The sequence below is a fragment of the Thermoproteus thermophilus genome, assembly GCF_055392855.1.
In genome coordinates this window covers 1,264,337-1,281,309 of sequence record NZ_AP042466.1, presented here as the reverse complement: position 1 = coordinate 1,281,309, position 16,973 = coordinate 1,264,337, and the positions used below count along the sequence as shown (strand labels likewise).

The window sequence follows — 16,973 nt, the reverse complement described above, 5'->3', positions numbered from 1 at the left end:
TTGATGATCTATATAAGCTTTTCGAGAGCCTCGACGCGGTCGAGCCCAACGACGAGGCTCCTACTTCCTCCTCAACGCGGACTCCAACATGCGCTTTACGGTGTATTGGCGGCGGCAGTCGGGGCAGAGGTAGAGCCATTCTGGGTCGTCCTTTAGGCCTAGCTTTGCCTTAACGGCTTGGATGTGTTTATACGTGTCGAACGCCCTCCCGCAAGACTTGCAACGGACGACGTAGTCCACGGCCTTCTCCTCCACCTCAGGGGGGAGGGCCTCGCCCTTAACGACCGTTATCGCCTTCTCGGGGCAGACCTCCTCGCAGTACCCGCAACCGACGCATTTCAACGGGTTGAGGGACAACTTGACCGCATCGCCGTCTCTGCTCACGTCGAAAGCCCTCTGGGGGCATTTGGCGAAGCAGACCCCGCAAAGGGTGCACTTGTCCGCGTTGACGTCGACCGCGTATATCTTCAAGGCGGCGGTCCTCTCGCCCGTGTATAGGTCTCTGAACTTGGAGAGGGCCTCCAAGTAGTCCCTCCTCCTGGAGCCCGACGGCGAGATCGGGCGGGCTCTCGTCTTGAGGACCGCCCCTCCCTCCGTCTTTATCTCCTCTAAGCCGAAGGCCTTGGCCATCTCCTCCACGAGCCTCAACGCAGGCGAGGCCCCGCCCGCTGGGCATTTCTGGTCCGGGCATTGGACCTCCAACTCCCCCGCAATGGCGAGGGCCTCGAGTACCCACTCGGGGCCCAAGGAGCCTATGCAAGGCAACTTGTAGACGTACTCGCCCTCGCCGCTTATTCTCCCCGATCTGTAACACGTGAAGACCACCTTGGATATCCCGTGGAGCTTGGCCTTGGCCAACGCAGCCGCTATCTCCACGTCGTCGGATCCAGGAGCCGCGAGCGCCCCCGTCGGGCAAGCCGCCACGCAAAGGCCGCACTCGGTGCACTTGGACGGGTCTATAGACGCCGATCTGTCCACGATCTTGACGGCCCCCGTCGGGCAAGCCTCGGCGCATTCCGAACAGCCGAACCTGGCCATACAAAGCTCCGGGTAGAGCTGGGGGACTGCTCTCTTCTCGAACACCTCGCCCTTCAGGAGATCCCTCCTGGTCACGGCCTTTCTGGCCTCCAAGTGGAATGGAGTCCTCCGGGCCCTCAACTGCGCCGCCGCCACCTCCACCGCCGACGAGGGCCTCACCACGTGGACCTCTAAGGGGTGGAGGTCCCTCGGAAGTCTCGGCGGAGCCTCGGCGTTTTTCAACACAACGACTACTTGAGCCCCTGGGTTGTCCTTGACCAAGGCCTCCAATTCGGCGTCGCTGGGATCCTCTACGACTACTACCTTCCCGTCGTTGTTAAGAATCCTCATCCTCGTTTAATATGATCTCTATTATATCTTTATCTTGGTTCAAGAACTCGCGCGTGAAGAGGAGGACTCGCTTCATGTACTCGGTGGACACTATCCTCAACCCTCTTTTGACGAAAACGGGAACCCACGTCAAGAGGTGATTTGTTAGAAAACGACTTTGGCCCTCGAGGTATTTAAACGGGTCGTCCGCCTCGTATTCCTTATAGGCGAGATACGACATAAAGGCCAGCTCCACGGCTATGTGATCGGCTCTCAAATCCCTGAACTCCTTCTCGAAGCCCGCGCCGTACTCGGCGTAGAACTTCGCGACGGAGTCCTCTACGGATAGGTCCAAGTATCCGGTGTGTAGATACCCCTCATACGGCGGCACTCCGTAGTCGAGGCGCGTGAAGTCGACCTCGATCGGCGTGAGCTCGTCGTATCCGTCCACCTTCTCGGCAACGTCGAGGAGGGAGTCCAGATGGCGGAGCTCGTATATCCTGGCCAACGCCTTCCGCGCCTCCCTCACTCGTCCCACCTTCGACTTGATGTATTCCTCGAACTCCGACAACCTATAGGGGTATATGTATAGGGAGGAGAGAAAATCGTAGAGGATGGAGCGGAAAAGGGAGGTTTGTTTTGAAAGGGACCGAAGCATTAGGTTCCCTCGCCCGTCGGCCCTCCTACTCCGCCTCCGCAATGGCCTCCCGTAGGCTTCACGCCCTTCAGCTTCGACAATATATTTGGCACATCGACGGCGCCGGTCCTTACGGCGAACTCCTCCTCCTTGGTCATGGTCGGCCATTGGTACTCGCGGCCGGCCACGTTGACCGGCGTGCCTGGCATTATGTAAAGGCTCGGCGGATCTGTGCCGTACTCTGGGCCCAACGGGACAGCCCCTCTCCTCTTGGCCTCTCTGTATATCACGCTGTTGGGGTCGTCCATATCGCCGAATATCCTCGCGCCGGCGGGGCACACCCTCACGCAAGGCGGCACCCTCTCGTACTCGGGCAACGATTCGTCGTAGACGCGATCTATTGCCATGACGCACTTCTTGGAGACTCCCTCCACGGGGTCGAACGTTATGTTGCCGTAGGGGCATGCGTTTTCGCAATACCTACAGCCTATACAGACGTCGTAGTTTATGACCACCACGCCGTCCTCCTTCCTCTTGAATATAGCGCCGGTGGGGCAGACCTCGGTACAAGCGGGTTTTCTGCAGTGGAAACAACTTATCGGCACGCTGAAGGTCTTGGTGTTGGGGAACTCGCCGACTTCTACTTGCAACACCCTCAAGAAGAAGACGGACCAAGGCCCTTTGCCGGGCTCCGGCCCCCACGGGTGTAGATCCGTCATGGGCCCGTAACAGCCGCTGGAGTGCCACTCCTTGCAGGCCAGCATACACGCAGCGCACCCGAAGCATTTGCTCAAGTCCGTGAGGATGGCCAGCTGGACCATGGCTACACCTCCTCGGTCTTCTCCTTCTTAGCCGGTTTAAGCGCTGCGTCGAATTGATAGCCCATTTTGCCCTCTATGGTCTGCTGGAATTGGTACCAAGCGGAGTTCACCTCGTACCAGCTCACGCCCATCTCGGCGGGGCTCTTGTAGGCGTTGTAGTTGAAGGCCGATATGGACCACGCCTCGCTCCCCACCATCAGCTTCGGCGGCTTTTTGAGTATGACGTCTGCGTTGCCCCACGCGGACTCGGGCTTGTCGTTGGCTATTCTGACTATCTTCACGCGTAGATCGCCCCAAGCGGTCTTGCCGGTGAACGGGTCTAGGTTCAACGTCGGGTATCTGCCTTGCTGTACAGCCGCTATGAGCCCGTCCACGGTGTATTGCGAGTTGGGCACTCCGCCTAGGCTCTCGGCCCTCGTGTAGACGTAGATATCGTTGAACATGAAGCCCTTAGTCGCCTCTACCGAGTTCGGCGGTATGCCGAACACGCCCGGCCTGGCGTTCCTCGACTTCCAGTAGCCCACGACTCCAGGCGCTATGGCCTCCGTCAGCTTCACTTGTCCTCTCGCTATCTCGCCGCCTCTGCTGGTGAACTCCACCCAATCGCCGTCCTTTATGCCGTATTGAGCCGCCGTCTTGGGGTTCATCCAGACCACCGAGTAGGGCAACAACTGCCTCAACCACGGGTGGTGGTTCTCCCAAGTGTGGTAGAACCAAGGCGTCGTCTTCCTGTTCAACGTAGCTATGGGGTACTGGTCCGGCGGCGAGCCGTCCGGGGCGATCCAGTCGAGCGGCGGGTACCAAGCAGGTATCGGGTTGTAGTACGTCTTTATTATTTGAGCTACGTGGGAGCCCCACCAATCGTTAGGCGGCGACGCGTTCTTCCTGGCTAGGTCCAAGTACTTGGAATCGCCCGTCTTCTTGTACATGTAGTAGTAGTAGGCGTTGTAGCCCTTCCACAAGCCGTACGCCGCAAGCTTGTACTTCTGTATAATCTCCGAATATAGCTGTATTATAATCGGTTTAGCGTAAGGTATCATGCCGACGCTCGCGGCCCACTCGAGATAGCCCTTGTTCACGTGCCTATAATATCTGATCTCCAAGGGCAACTCGTAATAGCCTGAGGCATGTCCGACGGTCTGCACGCCGGGATTTACGCCGGCCGGGTACTTCCCGTTCTTGACGGGGATCTTCTGGGGCGGCGGATAGGTCTTCTGGCCCGAGTAGCTCCCGGCCGGTATGAAGCCCGGGTATACGTACATCTTTATCTGGTCGGGGTTCGGATCGCCTTTACAACACGACGTGCCGTCCTTGCCCCTGGCCATGTAGAGGACGCCGATGCCTGGCGCGTACTGGAATTTCCAGAGCCAGTCGTACATCTTGTTGGGGTACATCGGGTTGCCGTTTTGGTCCAAGAAGCCGGGCAGGCCCAGCTTCTCGCCCAGTATTATCTCGCCGTCGCTCCAAGGTATCACTTCCTTGAATAGCGGGGGCAGTATCGGCCACTCTATGCTGTCCATAGGCCCGTAGATTGAGCTATCGGGCCTGTCCAGCAGGCTGTGCTCGCCGTAACGCTCGTAGAAGGTCGTGTCGGGGATGACCAAATCGGCGCACGGCACCGAGCCGTTGTAGAACGTGTCGACGATCGCCACGAACGGTATTCTGTACCTGCCGTCGGAGTCCTTCATTCTGAGCAAGCCGAGGTCCTTGTCTATATCGTAGGCGTTGTCCCAATAGGGATTTGTGATGTGCCACAACAAGAGCTCCACCCTATACGGCCACTCCAAGCCGGCGTCGATGTTGACGGCCGTGTACACTCTGTGGAGGGCGAACGGGAACTCCCAGCTAAACGCCCTGTCTATAAGCAACGGATGGCCGTTGTCGTCCACCACGACGTTGTCGGGCGTGTAGTTGATGATCTTGGTGGTGACTTGGATGGCCTTCGGATACGGCACTTTGTGGACGTCCAAGACCACGACGGTCCCGTCGTTGAGCACCCTCTCCGATATCATGGCGCCGCCTATAACGCCGATGAGCTTCTCGCCGTTGGGCCCCGTGAACAAGGAGGGGTTCTCGGCGTAGTCCTCCGCCGTTACCCTCATTCTGGGATCCGGCGGGGTGATATACGGCGGCCAGTAATCGCCGTCCGGTATAGGCCACGGCGCAGGCGATTTGTACATCCACCCTCCCGGCGTGTCCACAGCGCCCACTAAGGATAGAAGCAACGCGAAGGCGCGCGCGGTCTGGAAGCCGTTGGTATGCGCCGATATGCCCCTCATTATATAGATCGAGAACGGCGTGCCGACGAAATTGTCGTGTTGTCTGCCGAGGTAGTCGGTCCATTTGGCGGGGATTATCACCCTGCCGTTGTTCAACAAATCGATTATCTTCTGCGCCAGCTCCCTTATCTTATAGGCAGGCGGAGTGCCCCATTTAGCCTCTACGTTCTCGGGAGCGTAGTCTGGCTTCATCGCCTCGTCCTCTATGAGGGTGAAGACGGTGCGCACGTTTACCGTGATGGTCTCCGCGGTGTCGGGTCCCTTGGGCACCGTGACGGCGCCTCTATACTCCAAGACGGGCTCAACGCCGTTCTGCCAAGGCACATCCGTGAACGGGTATATATTGCCGTCGGAGCCCATCACTGCGGGAACCCAATCGCCGTTCTTGTTCTTGACCCGCAAGAACAAGCCCGTGTTGGGCGCTTGTGGGGGATCTATCGAGCCGTCCGGGTTAGTTATCACGAGCCACGGCGCGTTGGTGTACCACTTGAGGTACTCCTCGTCTATGGCCTTGACGCCGTTCTTCCAAGCTTGAATTAACAGCTGTATTACAGACCACACGACTACGCCGTCGGTGCCCGGCACTACTGGGATCCAATCGTCGGATACTTGTCCGAAATTGCCTATCCTCTCCGGCGACATGTAGATGACCTCGCCGCCTCTGTCCTTTACCTTGGTTATCTCCCTTCTGATCTTGGTGGGGAAGTGGTCTTGGGTCACCCCAGCTAGTATGAGCAACTTGGTGTACTTCGAATCGAACCCTCCGTACTCCCACCAAGTCCCGCCCAGTATGTACGATCCGCCAGATGCTACGTTCACGGCGCAGAAGCCGCCGTGGCCGGCCTGGTTCGGCGAGCCGAACATGGCGGCGAACCAAGTGTTCTCTGCCGGGTTGTACTGATCCCTTCCCGTGAAGTAGACGAACTTCTCGGGGCAACATTGATTAATCTTCTTCATGCCCAAGAAGCCGTATTTCCAGCCCCTCTCCTTCAAGATAGCCGCGTCGTCGCCGTTGACCAATATATCTAACATGTCGTTGTAGGTTATCTCTATGAAATCGCCGTCGCACCTCTCGCTGGTGGGCACCCTCAATAGGGGCGATCTCAGCCGGGCGGGGCTGAGGTAGTGCAACATAGTGCTCGGGCCTATGGGGCAAGTGGCGCCTTCGTTGCGGGTGAATATAGATCCCGCTATGAATCTGGGCAGTTTGTTGGGGCTTATCTCCACTTGTATCTGGCATCTGCCGAGGCAGCCGTAACACGTGGTGTAGGCCACCACGTTCCCAGTCGTCGCCTCCAACTTGGCCCCCTCTTTGAAGAACTTGTTAAATATCAACTGCTCCTTGCTTACAGTAGCGGCTACGGCTACTGCAGTGCCCGTTACGGCGGCGAGCTTGAGGAAGTCCCTCCTGGTCAGCTTAGGGCTTACGACCACCATGGCCCCCACTGGCTAACCGCGTTCGTCAACGGGGTGAACGGGCTGTAGTAATACGCCGTGGCTATTACGATATACCTCAACATATAGCCGCCGACCATTACCGAGATGAAGATAATAGGTATGGCGTAAGCGGCGAATTTGCCGAGCGGATCCGCCTTGAGCAACGTGAGTTCTAGGAGCAGGGGTATCGCTATCCCCAACGTTATCACGAAGCCCCAGAAGTAGGGCGCGTAGGTCTGGAAGAGCAACTGCGTGAGAGGTATCCTCGCCTCTATGTGGTTGGCGTAGGCCACGCTTATGAACAGAGCCCACGCGAACGCCTCGAACAAGACCGCCAAGAGGTCCGCCCAGCTCAGCTCGTGTAAGAACATCCTCAACCTCGCTAAGTCGCTACCTCTCTCCAACTTGACGAACCTCCCCAGGAGGAGCATGAAGGCGGCTCCGTAGCCGAGGCCCGACGATAGCCACAAGAGCGGCAACGAGCCGTTCCACCAGAAAGATTTGCCGCCCGCCGCCGAGAATAGAAATGCCGTATATATAGTCGCCAACACGGCGTTTATCATGATGAGGTAGTACAAGGCGTTCAACAAGATCGGGCGTTGAAGCGCTCTTATGAACAACGAGCCGATGTAGACGAGGCCCCACAAGACCATGCCTCCTAGGAACATGACTCCCCAAGCCATCCAGGACTGGGCCAACCTGCCGTTGGGCCACCCTATGAGTATTATATTACCGGCTCTAGAGGGGACCCCCAAGTCTATCACGAAGAAGGCCAACGCGACTAGTATGAAGATCCAACCCATTACCATGCCGTAACGGGTGGCTAAACCCCTCACCCTCCTCAACTCGAAGAAGGCCGACAACGCCATGGACATAGCGCCCAAGGCCGTCGCGAACACGGCTACGGCGATCCTCCAGCCCCATATCATCTCGAAGTCAGGCGGCATATAGGGACCCCAGCCGCTCCAGCTCAGAGGCCAGGGATTTGGCATGCACTAATAGCCCAGAAGGCGTCTTCAACCTTCCTTTCAAGCGTTGAAAAAAGGCAGGGACGAGCCCTCTACAGGCCCTTATCCGATCTTTCGCTGTTTTGAAAAACCCGCTTTATGGCGTCGGCCAACAAGACTTGGCCCACGTAGCATTTAAGCCCCATAGTGTACCCGTTCGTCCTACAGTGGGAGGCCAATACGCTGAGCTTTACGCCGTAATCCCCCTGGAACGTCACGACTACTCTACAACCATCGGGTAGCTTAATGGAGGGGAAGAACTCGAGCAAGGCCTTGGCTATTACGCGCTCCGCCTTCTCGACCATCTCGACGGGGACTGATAGATGTTGCGCTACTATCTTCGCGACGTTCCTCCCCCCGAATCTGGGAGGCAATAGGACTTGGACCGTCCTGCCGAAGTCGTTGGCGCAGAAATCGTGGGGGGATCTGCCCAGTTTCTTCAACCCGATTAGAAGAAGCCTGACGTAGGCCTCCACCTCGTCGTCGGCTACGTCCGAGAGGCCCCAATCCGATTTGAGCTTCCTTATAGCCGCTCCGAGAGCGCGCTCCGGCGCCCTCCCCTCTATCGCTTGGGCGGCTAGGTAAAAGGCGCCTTTCGGCGTCAACGTGTACGCCCCTTTTCCCAGTTTTAGTAGAAAGCCTTGCTTGAGGAGCTCTAGGGATCTCCTATACACAGTGGCTATGCTGATCCCCGTATCCTTAGATATGGCGTATAACGATGCCGGCGACCCTCGTATATTTATAGCAAGTATAGCTAATAAAATTGAAATGAAGTCGGTCATTGAAGGGTGCATGGATTAGTGCTTTTTTGAGATATAAAAGCTTATAACCGCACCGTCGCGTCTTGGCCGGCGAGGACCTTGAAGCGCCGTTGTGTCTAGTGTTCGGCTACGCTTCTGTGTTGTTCGGCCGCGGCTCAATATGTCGAATTCCCGAAAGACGCGCGAAGCCCCTTGACGTCCGAAATTTATGCCTACTGCCAACTGCGTCTTGGTGAGGGTGCACGGTCTTGCGCCAATGAGGGCTATCGTCCAGGGAATAGCTTGGATAACCCCTTAAGAGGGCGATGGCCGTGTAGAGTGCGTCTACGCACAAGTAGCCTCTTCCAGCAAAGCCGGCCTTAGCTCCGACCCGATCTCCTTTCTCTCAATGCGATTCCCGTAACGACTCCGCCAGTCTGTACGTCTCTGTTGCATTGTACATATTTTTACATACATCTCAACGCGGCCCTCGCCGCCGCGTTTTTACAACCTTTACCAACGTCGGTGTAGCCGCTTACAGAGCCAGTGCGCCGCGGAGGTTTGAGCGGGATCTGATTAGGCGAAAAGATAGGAAGAGGCGCGCGTGGACGTGGGGATCGGCTAGAGACGCCATGGCGGCCGCTAAGCGACTCGCTCCGAGGACGGCGCCGTTTTTATAGGCGGTGAGACTCTCCGACCATGGCGCTTAGATCCAGCATGTCTCCGGCGTCGGCTCGTGGTTTATGCTCGACAACGCGCAATCCGCTGGGCGATTGACAGAAACTAGCTGTATATGGCGCAGGGATCCGCTCCCTAGATGAAATTTTTTATATGGAAATAGCTAACCATATGTACGCGGAGCGGGGGCGCGGGTCTATCGTGAAGGTGTACGAAGTGAAGGGCCCTTGTCCCGACTTAGGGCTTACTCTGGCCAAACTCGCCGCAGAGCTTCGGGAGGGCGAGGAGGCCGTTATCGTCAGCAAGTGGAGGTACATATTGAACGACTTGGCCAACTCGGCGGGGCTTCTCGGCATCGAGGTCGTGTCCTATAAGATGGGGGACGTCGTGGAGGTGCTGGTCAGAAGGTCAAGACCAAATCGGCGTCCTTAGCTAAGGCGAGGAAGGTCAGAGCGCCGGCCGTCGAGACCCCCTCGGCCGGCTCAACGCCCAGCATTTTGGCCACGGGCTCGTCCACGTACACCTTCACGCCCGATTTGAGGCACTCGGCGGCTAGCTCCTCGAGCCTCCTAGCGCCTATTCTCCTCATCTTCCACTTGATGTACAAGGAGGCCAGAGAGGGCAAGCCGACGAGCCTCGTCTTGGGCCTCTTGCCGAAGACGAAGACGCCAAGGCCGCTCGCGAACAAGTACACGTCGGCGCCGAGCGCCCTCGCCGACAACGCCACCACCAACGCGTGGTATGCCCTGGCCAAGTCGTTGTCCGAGAGCATCACGACTACCTTCATCGGTATTGCCCGCGCCCGGTTTAATAACCTTGTAGGCCCTACACGGCGCCGATCCCCTCGCAACTTCGCGACTGCCTTGAGGCCTCGCCTAGGCCCAAGGGGGCCGTCCTAGGGGCGAAATGCTTAAAAATAAACGACAAAAATGCATAAGGCCAGAGAGTAGAGCGGCGGTAGTCTAGCCTGGTTTAGGATGGCGGCCTGCCAAGCCGTTGATCCCGGGTTCAAATCCCGGCCGCCGCATCGGAAATCCTTTTATTAAATTGCGTGTATGGGGTACTCGTTGATGGGTTTGTTTTGTCTAGCTATAATATCGTATGCGATAATAAAACTGAACGAAACAAAGTATACAATGACATACTAACCTGGCTAAAAAAAGGTAATATGATGAGGAAACCCTTTATTTACCGGCTAGCATAACCCATGGTAATGGCCAGGGTTTTCATAGGCCCCGCAGGCGTTCCCATCGGGGCCAGGGAGAGGAAGAAGAGTGCGGGGACCCTGGACGGTATTAGGTACACGGCTGAGGTGGGGCTTAGCGCCATGGAGGTGGAGTTCGTACAGGGTGTTAGGATGAGTAGGGACGCGGCGGCTGAGGCGGGGGAGTTGGCTAGGGAGTTAGGTGTTAGGCTCTCTGTGCATGCACCCTACTTCATAAACTTGTGCAGTGAGGATAGTGGTAAGGTGGAGGCTAGTATCACAAGGCTCCAGGAGTCCCTGGATAGGGGCGAGGCCATGGGAGCCACGGTGGTGGTCTTCCACCCAGCATACTACGGTAAACTGGGCCCAGAGGGTTGCTACAACGCCATTAAAGACGCGGTGCTCGGGGTACTGGATTGGATGAGGGAGAGCGGCATTAGGAATGTGAAGCTGGGCCTAGAGGTCATGGCCAAGAAGAGCCAGTTTGGGGTCTTGAGGAGATCTTCAGGCTGGTTAAGGAGATTAACCGCCCACAGGTGGTTGCCGTTGGTTGACTGGGGCCATGTATACGCAAGGAATGGAGGCTCCATAGATTACGCCCAAGTCCTAAACCTATGGAGGGAGTACTTCGGAGACCAACCCATGTACACCCACTTCACATGCGTAAAGTACAAAAACGGTGAGTGGATTTATGAGCACGAGCCAATGGACACCAACAACCCACCCTTCGAACCACTGGCCCAGGAGTTGGGTAGGAGGGATATCGAGATAACAATAATTAGTGAAACGTCATTGCTCGAGAAGGACGCACTAAAGATGAAGGAGATACTCAAGAAGAATGGAAACAACGTAATAGAACCAACAAAGCCAGGCGAGGAGGAGTGACTATCCAGCAATACCTTAAGGAAACAGATTTATGGGCAATCTGTTTCCTTAAGAATAATGCTTAGTATTAAGAGGGCGTTTAGGGAGGTATTGAGGAGTGGTTCTCATTTGAATTGCCAAGCATCATAACCAGGGACTTGGACTACACGCTCAGTGACAATGCCCTGGCAATCCTCGGCCCCAGGAGGGCTGGTAAGACGTACTTCCTGTTCCAAATAACGAGGGATCTAATGGGCAGTGGATGGCCCAGGGAGAGCATAGTGTATGTGAACTTCGAGGACATCAGACTAATGGGCATAAACCCCAATCACTTCTCCACATTCCTAAAGGTCGTCAACGAACTGGCCAGGGAGTTCAGGGGCAGGATAGTAATAATGATGAATGAGGCCCAAAGCATACCACAATGGGGGCGTTGGGTACGCTCCCTACTGGATAGGAGACGCTACCACGTGGTCATCACCGGGTCCTCATCGAAGCTGGGCATTGCCGAAATACCCACGGAATTAAGGGACAGGTACATACAACGCCTACTCCTACCATTCTCCTTCAGGGAGTACCTAAGGGCCAGGGGCTTCGAAACAAGGCACCTAGGAGCCCCTGAACAATTGGGCAAACTACTTGGCCTGTTGAGGGACTACATAACGCATGGGGATTCCCGGAGATAGTGCTGAGGCCTGACCTGGCCAGGGACTTGGCGAGGGTTTATAGGGACACCGTCTTCTACAGGGATGTGGTTGAGAGGCACGGCATTAGGGATACGTACTCCTTCGAGGTATTCATGAGGATTGTTGAGGATAGCTTTGGGAAGTACCTATCCATGTCCTCAATACATAACTACTTCAGAGCCTTGGGATTAAGAAGAGCAAGAAAACCCTGGCCAACTACCTAAGGTACCTCGAGGAAGCCCTCTACATAGTGACCGTTAGGAGGTACGGAGCGAGCACCAAAGCCCAACTCCAACAACCCCGTAAAGTCTACCCAATAGACCCAGCATACTTCAGACGCGAGTCCCTAGGGCCGATGATGGAGTCCATCGTAGCTGTGGAACTGCTCATGAGGGGCGCTGAGCACTTTTACTACAGGGCTAATAATTACGAGGTGGATTTCGTAATAACCCAGCAGGGAACACCACAGCAGTTATTGCAGGTCACCTACGCATCATCAATAGACGAGGTGGACAGGCGTGAATTCAGGAGCTTGGTAAGGGCGTCCGAGGGCCTCGGCGTTAGGGATTTAATGGTGATAACGTGGGACCTAGAGGACGAGCTCACGTACGACAAACATAAGATAAAATTAACACCACTCCACACATGGCTATTAACCACCCAAACCCAGGGACCTTAATGCGGGACCCATTGGTACGTGAGGCACGGCACAGGTAAGCAATGAGTTAAGGTTAAGCATAGCGGTGACGGACCGTTATTCATGCTTCCTTTTAAATGGTGTGTTGATGCGGTTCACTTCCTTCTGCCCAATGCCCTGTAGAGCTTGTCCTCATCCCTCCAAACATCACTTTTCATAACCTCATCCCAAAGCCTATTGAAAACTGAGTAACCAAGTATCCTCTCAAATGACGAAGGTTCCATCCTTAATCTCCTTAACGGCCTGCCTCATGAGTCTCCTAACCTCATCGGTGATGTACCTAGGATCCCGCATCATTAGATAATGTTTGATTTTAACTTATACACTGTGATAGCTTATTTACTATATCATTAACTATGTTATTTACTATATCATCGATATCAACGAATTTCAGTAATGTATTTACTATTTTACCTAGGTCCACTATTGCATACCAATCGACCCTTGTGTATTTATCGCCGGTAGTACTTAGTTTAAGTAATATATCACCGCTATAATTTATACCAGCTGCATTTCCCTTGAAGTGATATTTTATTTGCTCCTTTTCTGATTCTAATATTTGTAATTCTACATCTGCAGTGACTCTTGATAGGTATTGAAGCATCGGTATTGACCCTATGTTCGCCTTAAACTTAGCCCTTGCCGACTTAGTCGAGCACTGATACTCAACTAAGTTTGGCAAGCAGGGCACAAGTTTAGAGAGGTCGTTGAAGAAGGAGTATACTTTCTCCATCCGTGCTTTTATTGTTAGATTACCATTTAGCTCCATAACTTCTTCACCGATTGTTTCTCAATCAAGTATTGAAGTAGTATATAATTTACTACTTTCCCTCTTTCATAGTCCATCCCATTATACATGATTTGAATTAACCTAGTGATTAAGGACTTATCTATGGCATTACCCGCCCTACTCGCTACATCCTCCAGCTTGTACTCACTAAGCCTTATACTTTTCGTGATGCTTTCCTTCTTAATCCCCAGTATATCAGTGACTACATCCCCTATTTTCTCTCCCATTAGCCTGCCCGTTGTAAATTTACCACCAATTATCGAGATGAAGTTCCTGGGCTTCTCATGGACGTATATTTTGAAGTCCCTTGAGGCAAGACGCTCAACTCTCTCACCGCCTTCGAATTTTATCAATGGCCTTGTACTTGCATAGCTCCTAACTATAGGCGTTTTCTTTAATTCAGGTATCATCGAGGATCCCTCTTGTATCAGGAATTCTGGGTCTGTCTCTGGTATTGTGAAATTATCCGGGTCCTCTATTATGAATGCGGTTGTACCCATTATGGAAACACCACCATAGGGTACAAGTATATCACCGTCAGACGGCATCCTCATATGATTAATAACCCGCTTTGTTAATCTCCTAGCCACCACCGTCATGGTACCCGCCGTCGGCATTATATCAACACTAATACCCGCCGCCTTAGCCACCTTACCCGCCCAGGGACCCGCGGCATTCACCACAACCGTAGCCCTAAACTCGCGTGTTTCACCACTTACTTTATCCAGTGAGGTTACCACTAGCCCATCCTTATCCTCATTAATCTTCACAACCTCATTACTTTCAAGGAACAATGCGCCATGGTCAAAAGCCATCATTTCCACACTCGCCAACAAATCCAAGCCAAATACCACTTTATCTGGAACCTCTATGACGGATTTTACGTCCCTACTTAACATTGGTTCCTCCTTCAATGCTTCATTAACTGGTACTTCTCTGAATGGTATATTCGCATCCTTCAAGCCCTTTATGAACTTATCCTTGAACTCCTCATCATCCTTAGTTACCGAGACAAAGTATCCACCAGTATCTTCAATAGCATGCGGTGCGATCCTACTTAAGATTTCATTTTCATGAATACACTCAACGGCTGAGCTTGGATCAGTTACCACGTATCTCGCACCACTATGTAGAAGGCCGTGAAATCTTCCGCTTGTCCCGCTTCCGATGTAATTACGTTCAATGAGTAATACCTTTAATCCCCTCAATGTTAAGTCCAATGTTGTCCAAAGTCCGGTGGATCCTCCACCGATAACTATTACGTCAAAGTTATTTAAAATCACGTTTAATCACTTTTAATCACTGCAATCCATACGCCCACGGTACCTCCTTAGCCCAGCCTAATGCTCTTTTAACCGCGGCCTTCCATCCATTATAAAGCCTCTCTCTGGTTTCAGGGTCCATCCTTGGCTTAAAGACCCTATCTAACTTCCAATTTTGTCTAACTTCATTCAAATCCCTCCAGAAGCCTACGGCTAATCCAGCCAGGTAACCAGCACCCAGTGATGTTGTTTCAAAAACCACGGGTCTCCAAACCTCAATACCGGTAATATCTGCTTGGAACTGCATTAGGAAATTATCCCTGGCCGCACCACCATCAACCTTAATCCTTGGTATCTTAATTCCCGTATCGCTCATCATCGCTTCAAGCACATCCCTAGTTAGGTAGGCTATTGACTCGAGAATAGCCCTGGCAATATGCTTCCTCTCTGTACCACGGGTAATACCAATGATTAAACCCCTAGCATACTGATCCCAGTATGGTGCACCTAAACCAACAAATGCTGGTACGAAGTAAACACCACCAGTATCACTGGCATTTGCCGCAAGGGGCTCTATCTCATCAGAAACCTCAATGGCCTTAAGCCCATCCCTAAACCATTGAACCGCGGCACCTGTGATGAATATACTACCCTCAAGCGCGTACACTGCCTTCTTCTCCTCGAGTGAGTAATAGACCGTGGTCAATAGGTTGGTTTTTGATTTAATTGGTTTATCACCAATATTCATCAGTATGAAATTGCCCGTACCGTATGTTGACTTAACCTCACCAACATCAAAACCCACCTGCCCAAATAAAGCCGCCTGCTGATCCCCAGCATCCCCACATACAGGTATGCTAACACCACCAAGTATTTGGGAAACCTCAGAGCCGGTGTACCCGTAGATGGACTTATCACTTGATGGTCTTAATAACGGGAGTATATCCCTTGGTATCTTACCCTCAATCTCAAGCAATTCATCGTCCCAGTCAAGTTTATGAATATTAAAGATCATGGTCCTAGACGCATTGCTGTAATCAGTTACATGAGCCCCATTCCTCTCGGGGGTGAGTACATCCTTATTTCCCCTTGTTAAGTTCCAAATAATCCAAGTATCAATAGTCCCGAATATTACCTCACCCTTCCTAGCCTTATCCCTCAGACCTGGTACATTATCTAGTAACCACCAAATCTTAGTCCCTGAGAAGTAGGCATCAGGGACTAGGCCAGTCCTTTCTTGAATCATATCCAAGTAATTCTGCTTTAAATAATCAACCATTTGTGACGTCCTCCTATCCTGCCAAACAATGGCATTATAGACCGGTTGCCCGTTCCTTGGATCCCAAATAATCGTAGTCTCCCTCTGATTAGTCACTCCAATCGCCGCTATCTCTCTAGGATTAACCTTAGTGAACTCCAGGACCTCCTTAATCACCTGCTTAGTCCTCTCCCAAATCTCAAATGGATTGTGCTCAACCCACGCAGGCTTAGGGTATATCTGAGTATGCTCATGATAAGCATAACCAACTATAGAGCCGCTATGATCAATCAACGCAGCCCTAGTACCCGTAGTACCTTGATCTATTACCAAAACATACTTCTTTTCCTCAGGCATGTAGTTCTTAATTCAAAAAGTATTTAAGGATTACGGTCATCTAGATTTACCAGAATATATTTAGTATACTCAGTGTTATCAAGTAAACTGAGTATATTAAGTTTATATTATTAATTTAATTTATGGATTCATTACTGCTGAAAAGTAAAATTTAAAAATCTCAGAGAACCTGATTAGTATGCCCAATGTATACCTAGGGGAGTTCCTTGGAACTATGTTCTTGATACTCTTTGGTGATGGTGTTGTTGCCAACGTGGTCCTTAGCAAAAGTAAGGGAGCTGTACTTTCGCAAGCATCCCAGTGGATAGTGATAACAGCTGGATGGGGTTTTGCCGTGATGGTAGGTATAGCAGTCGCATTTTTAGGTGGGTCTCCATATGCATTCATAAATCCAGCCGTAGCTATCGCCTTTGCCGTTTTAGGTAAGGTAAGTTGGAGCTTAATTCCCGGTATTATACTGTCTGAAATAGCAGGAGCATTTGTTGGAGGTTTATTGGTATATGTAACCTACTATGATCACTTCAAGGAAACCACTGATCAAGTGGCTAAGTTGGCGGTATTCTCGACTATTCCAAATATAAGGCATTTACCTGTAAACTTTGTAACAGAGGTTATAGGTACATTTGCATTAGTACTGGGGGTGTTGGCTCTTACATCCATACATGGATTACCAACATGGTCTGTTCCTGTAATAATAGCGTTCCTTGTATGGGGTATTGGCTTGAGCCTTGGAGGCCCTACGGGCTATGCAATAAACCCCGCTAGGGACCTTGGACCTAGATTGGCGCATGCGGTGGTTCTTTATAAGGAGCCCTCGGATTGGACCTATGGCTTAACAGTACCTATATGGGGGCCAATAGTAGGCGGGCTAATTGCTGTGGCAATATACCTAGCAATATTGTAACCATA

General features: G+C 52.6%; 16 protein-coding genes and 1 tRNA gene. 7 read left to right on the top strand and 10 right to left on the bottom strand.

All coding sequences use genetic code 11. From position 1 onward, the window contains the following. Window positions 1-60 precede the first annotated feature (60 nt). The 6 genes from ACZ5PA_RS07500 to ACZ5PA_RS07475 all read right to left on the bottom strand — a co-directional run bounded on the left by ACZ5PA_RS07500 (window position 61) and on the right by ACZ5PA_RS07475 (window position 8,322). Window positions 61-1,368, bottom strand: a complete 1,308-nt coding sequence (locus tag ACZ5PA_RS07500) for a 4Fe-4S binding protein (RefSeq protein WP_464929724.1) — start codon at window positions 1,366-1,368, stop codon at window positions 61-63. Continuing rightward, the gene (locus ACZ5PA_RS07495; RefSeq protein WP_464929723.1) at window positions 1,355-2,005 is read right to left on the bottom strand and encodes a TorD/DmsD family molecular chaperone; all 651 of its coding nucleotides are present in this window, start codon (window positions 2,003-2,005) and stop codon (window positions 1,355-1,357) included. The genes ACZ5PA_RS07500 and ACZ5PA_RS07495 overlap by 14 nt, the downstream gene beginning before the upstream one ends. After that, complete coding sequence (locus ACZ5PA_RS07490) at window positions 2,005-2,805, bottom strand: 4Fe-4S dicluster domain-containing protein (RefSeq protein ID WP_464929722.1); 801 nt, start codon at window positions 2,803-2,805, stop codon at window positions 2,005-2,007. Before ACZ5PA_RS07490 ends, ACZ5PA_RS07495 begins: the two co-directional genes overlap by 1 nt. A 2-nt stretch (window positions 2,806-2,807) precedes the next feature. Further along, on the bottom strand, window positions 2,808-6,521 hold the full coding sequence (locus ACZ5PA_RS07485) for a molybdopterin dinucleotide binding domain-containing protein (protein ID WP_464929721.1): 3,714 nt from the start codon (window positions 6,519-6,521) through the stop codon (window positions 2,808-2,810). Continuing rightward, on the bottom strand, window positions 6,509-7,513 hold the full coding sequence (gene nrfD, locus ACZ5PA_RS07480) for an NrfD/PsrC family molybdoenzyme membrane anchor subunit (RefSeq protein WP_464929720.1): 1,005 nt from the start codon (window positions 7,511-7,513) through the stop codon (window positions 6,509-6,511). The genes ACZ5PA_RS07485 and nrfD overlap by 13 nt, the downstream gene beginning before the upstream one ends. Window positions 7,514-7,581: 68 nt before the next feature. Beyond that, window positions 7,582-8,322 carry a transcriptional regulator gene (locus ACZ5PA_RS07475; protein ID WP_464929719.1) on the bottom strand — a complete coding sequence of 247 codons (741 nt, stop codon included), beginning with the start codon at window positions 8,320-8,322 and terminating at the stop codon, window positions 7,582-7,584. A gap of 795 nt (window positions 8,323-9,117) precedes the next feature. Between ACZ5PA_RS07475 and ACZ5PA_RS07470 the strand changes: the two genes are divergently transcribed. Continuing rightward, window positions 9,118-9,378, top strand: coding sequence for a sulfurtransferase TusA family protein (locus ACZ5PA_RS07470; RefSeq protein ID WP_464929718.1), 261 nt, complete (start codon window positions 9,118-9,120; stop codon window positions 9,376-9,378). On the opposite strand, the gene ACZ5PA_RS07465 is transcribed toward ACZ5PA_RS07470, so the two are convergent. Beyond that, complete coding sequence (locus ACZ5PA_RS07465; protein ID WP_464929717.1) at window positions 9,347-9,733, bottom strand: DsrE family protein; 387 nt, start codon at window positions 9,731-9,733, stop codon at window positions 9,347-9,349. The genes ACZ5PA_RS07470 and ACZ5PA_RS07465 overlap by 32 nt on opposite strands. A gap of 164 nt (window positions 9,734-9,897) precedes the next feature. Between ACZ5PA_RS07465 and ACZ5PA_RS07460 the strand changes: the two genes are divergently transcribed. From ACZ5PA_RS07460 to ACZ5PA_RS07440, 5 genes are all read left to right on the top strand, one after another. Continuing rightward, a tRNA-Gly gene (locus ACZ5PA_RS07460) sits at window positions 9,898-9,973 on the top strand. 180 nt (window positions 9,974-10,153) lie between these two features. Further along, window positions 10,154-11,035 carry a TIM barrel protein gene (locus tag ACZ5PA_RS07455; RefSeq protein ID WP_464929716.1) on the top strand — a complete coding sequence of 294 codons (882 nt, stop codon included), beginning with the start codon at window positions 10,154-10,156 and terminating at the stop codon, window positions 11,033-11,035. A 137-nt stretch (window positions 11,036-11,172) separates the two neighbouring features. After that, window positions 11,173-11,700 (top strand): ATP-binding protein, encoded by a 528-nt coding sequence (locus ACZ5PA_RS07450; protein ID WP_464929715.1) that lies wholly within the window; start codon window positions 11,173-11,175, stop codon window positions 11,698-11,700. Then, window positions 11,700-11,924, top strand: a complete 225-nt coding sequence (locus tag ACZ5PA_RS07445) for a hypothetical protein (RefSeq protein WP_464929714.1) — start codon at window positions 11,700-11,702, stop codon at window positions 11,922-11,924. The genes ACZ5PA_RS07450 and ACZ5PA_RS07445 overlap by 1 nt, the downstream gene beginning before the upstream one ends. A gap of 26 nt (window positions 11,925-11,950) precedes the next feature. After that, window positions 11,951-12,379 (top strand): DUF4143 domain-containing protein, encoded by a 429-nt coding sequence (locus ACZ5PA_RS07440; protein ID WP_464929713.1) that lies wholly within the window; start codon window positions 11,951-11,953, stop codon window positions 12,377-12,379. A 331-nt stretch (window positions 12,380-12,710) separates the two neighbouring features. Here ACZ5PA_RS07440 and ACZ5PA_RS07435 read toward each other — a convergent pair whose 3' ends face one another. Genes ACZ5PA_RS07435 through glpK form a run of 3 tightly spaced genes read right to left on the bottom strand, consistent with a single transcriptional unit; the run spans window position 12,711 to window position 16,064 of the window. Next, on the bottom strand, window positions 12,711-13,166 hold the full coding sequence (locus tag ACZ5PA_RS07435; RefSeq protein WP_464929712.1) for an SRPBCC domain-containing protein: 456 nt from the start codon (window positions 13,164-13,166) through the stop codon (window positions 12,711-12,713). Beyond that, window positions 13,157-14,467 carry an FAD-dependent oxidoreductase gene (locus ACZ5PA_RS07430; protein WP_464931236.1) on the bottom strand — a complete coding sequence of 437 codons (1,311 nt, stop codon included), beginning with the start codon at window positions 14,465-14,467 and terminating at the stop codon, window positions 13,157-13,159. The genes ACZ5PA_RS07435 and ACZ5PA_RS07430 overlap by 10 nt, the downstream gene beginning before the upstream one ends. A 19-nt stretch (window positions 14,468-14,486) precedes the next feature. Further along, the gene (gene glpK, locus ACZ5PA_RS07425) at window positions 14,487-16,064 is read right to left on the bottom strand and encodes a glycerol kinase GlpK (protein WP_464929711.1); all 1,578 of its coding nucleotides are present in this window, start codon (window positions 16,062-16,064) and stop codon (window positions 14,487-14,489) included. Window positions 16,065-16,242: 178 nt separating this feature from the next. Between glpK and ACZ5PA_RS07420 the strand changes: the two genes are divergently transcribed. Further along, entirely contained in the window at window positions 16,243-16,968 is a 726-nt protein-coding gene (locus ACZ5PA_RS07420; RefSeq protein ID WP_464929710.1) for an MIP/aquaporin family protein, read from the top strand. Window positions 16,969-16,973 lie beyond the last annotated feature (5 nt).

What these genes read in the sequence shown, in the direction of transcription:
- ACZ5PA_RS07500 (WP_464929724.1), bottom strand. Translation starts at nt 1,368, where the DNA reads ATGAGGATTCTTAACAACGACGGGAAGGTAGTAGTCGTAGAGGATCCC.
- ACZ5PA_RS07495 (WP_464929723.1), bottom strand. Translation starts at nt 2,005, where the DNA reads ATGCTTCGGTCCCTTTCAAAACAAACCTCCCTTTTCCGCTCCATCCTC.
- ACZ5PA_RS07490 (WP_464929722.1), bottom strand. Translation starts at nt 2,805, where the DNA reads ATGGTCCAGCTGGCCATCCTCACGGACTTGAGCAAATGCTTCGGGTGC.
- ACZ5PA_RS07485 (WP_464929721.1), bottom strand. Translation starts at nt 6,521, where the DNA reads ATGGTGGTCGTAAGCCCTAAGCTGACCAGGAGGGACTTCCTCAAGCTC.
- nrfD (WP_464929720.1), bottom strand. Translation starts at nt 7,513, where the DNA reads ATGCCAAATCCCTGGCCTCTGAGCTGGAGCGGCTGGGGTCCCTATATG.
- ACZ5PA_RS07475 (WP_464929719.1), bottom strand. Translation starts at nt 8,322, where the DNA reads ATGCACCCTTCAATGACCGACTTCATTTCAATTTTATTAGCTATACTT.
- ACZ5PA_RS07470 (WP_464929718.1), top strand. Translation starts at nt 9,118, where the DNA reads ATGTACGCGGAGCGGGGGCGCGGGTCTATCGTGAAGGTGTACGAAGTG.
- ACZ5PA_RS07465 (WP_464929717.1), bottom strand. Translation starts at nt 9,733, where the DNA reads ATGAAGGTAGTCGTGATGCTCTCGGACAACGACTTGGCCAGGGCATAC.
- ACZ5PA_RS07455 (WP_464929716.1), top strand. Translation starts at nt 10,154, where the DNA reads ATGGTAATGGCCAGGGTTTTCATAGGCCCCGCAGGCGTTCCCATCGGG.
- ACZ5PA_RS07435 (WP_464929712.1), bottom strand. Translation starts at nt 13,166, where the DNA reads ATGGAGCTAAATGGTAATCTAACAATAAAAGCACGGATGGAGAAAGTA.
- glpK (WP_464929711.1), bottom strand. Translation starts at nt 16,064, where the DNA reads ATGCCTGAGGAAAAGAAGTATGTTTTGGTAATAGATCAAGGTACTACG.
- ACZ5PA_RS07420 (WP_464929710.1), top strand. Translation starts at nt 16,243, where the DNA reads ATGCCCAATGTATACCTAGGGGAGTTCCTTGGAACTATGTTCTTGATA.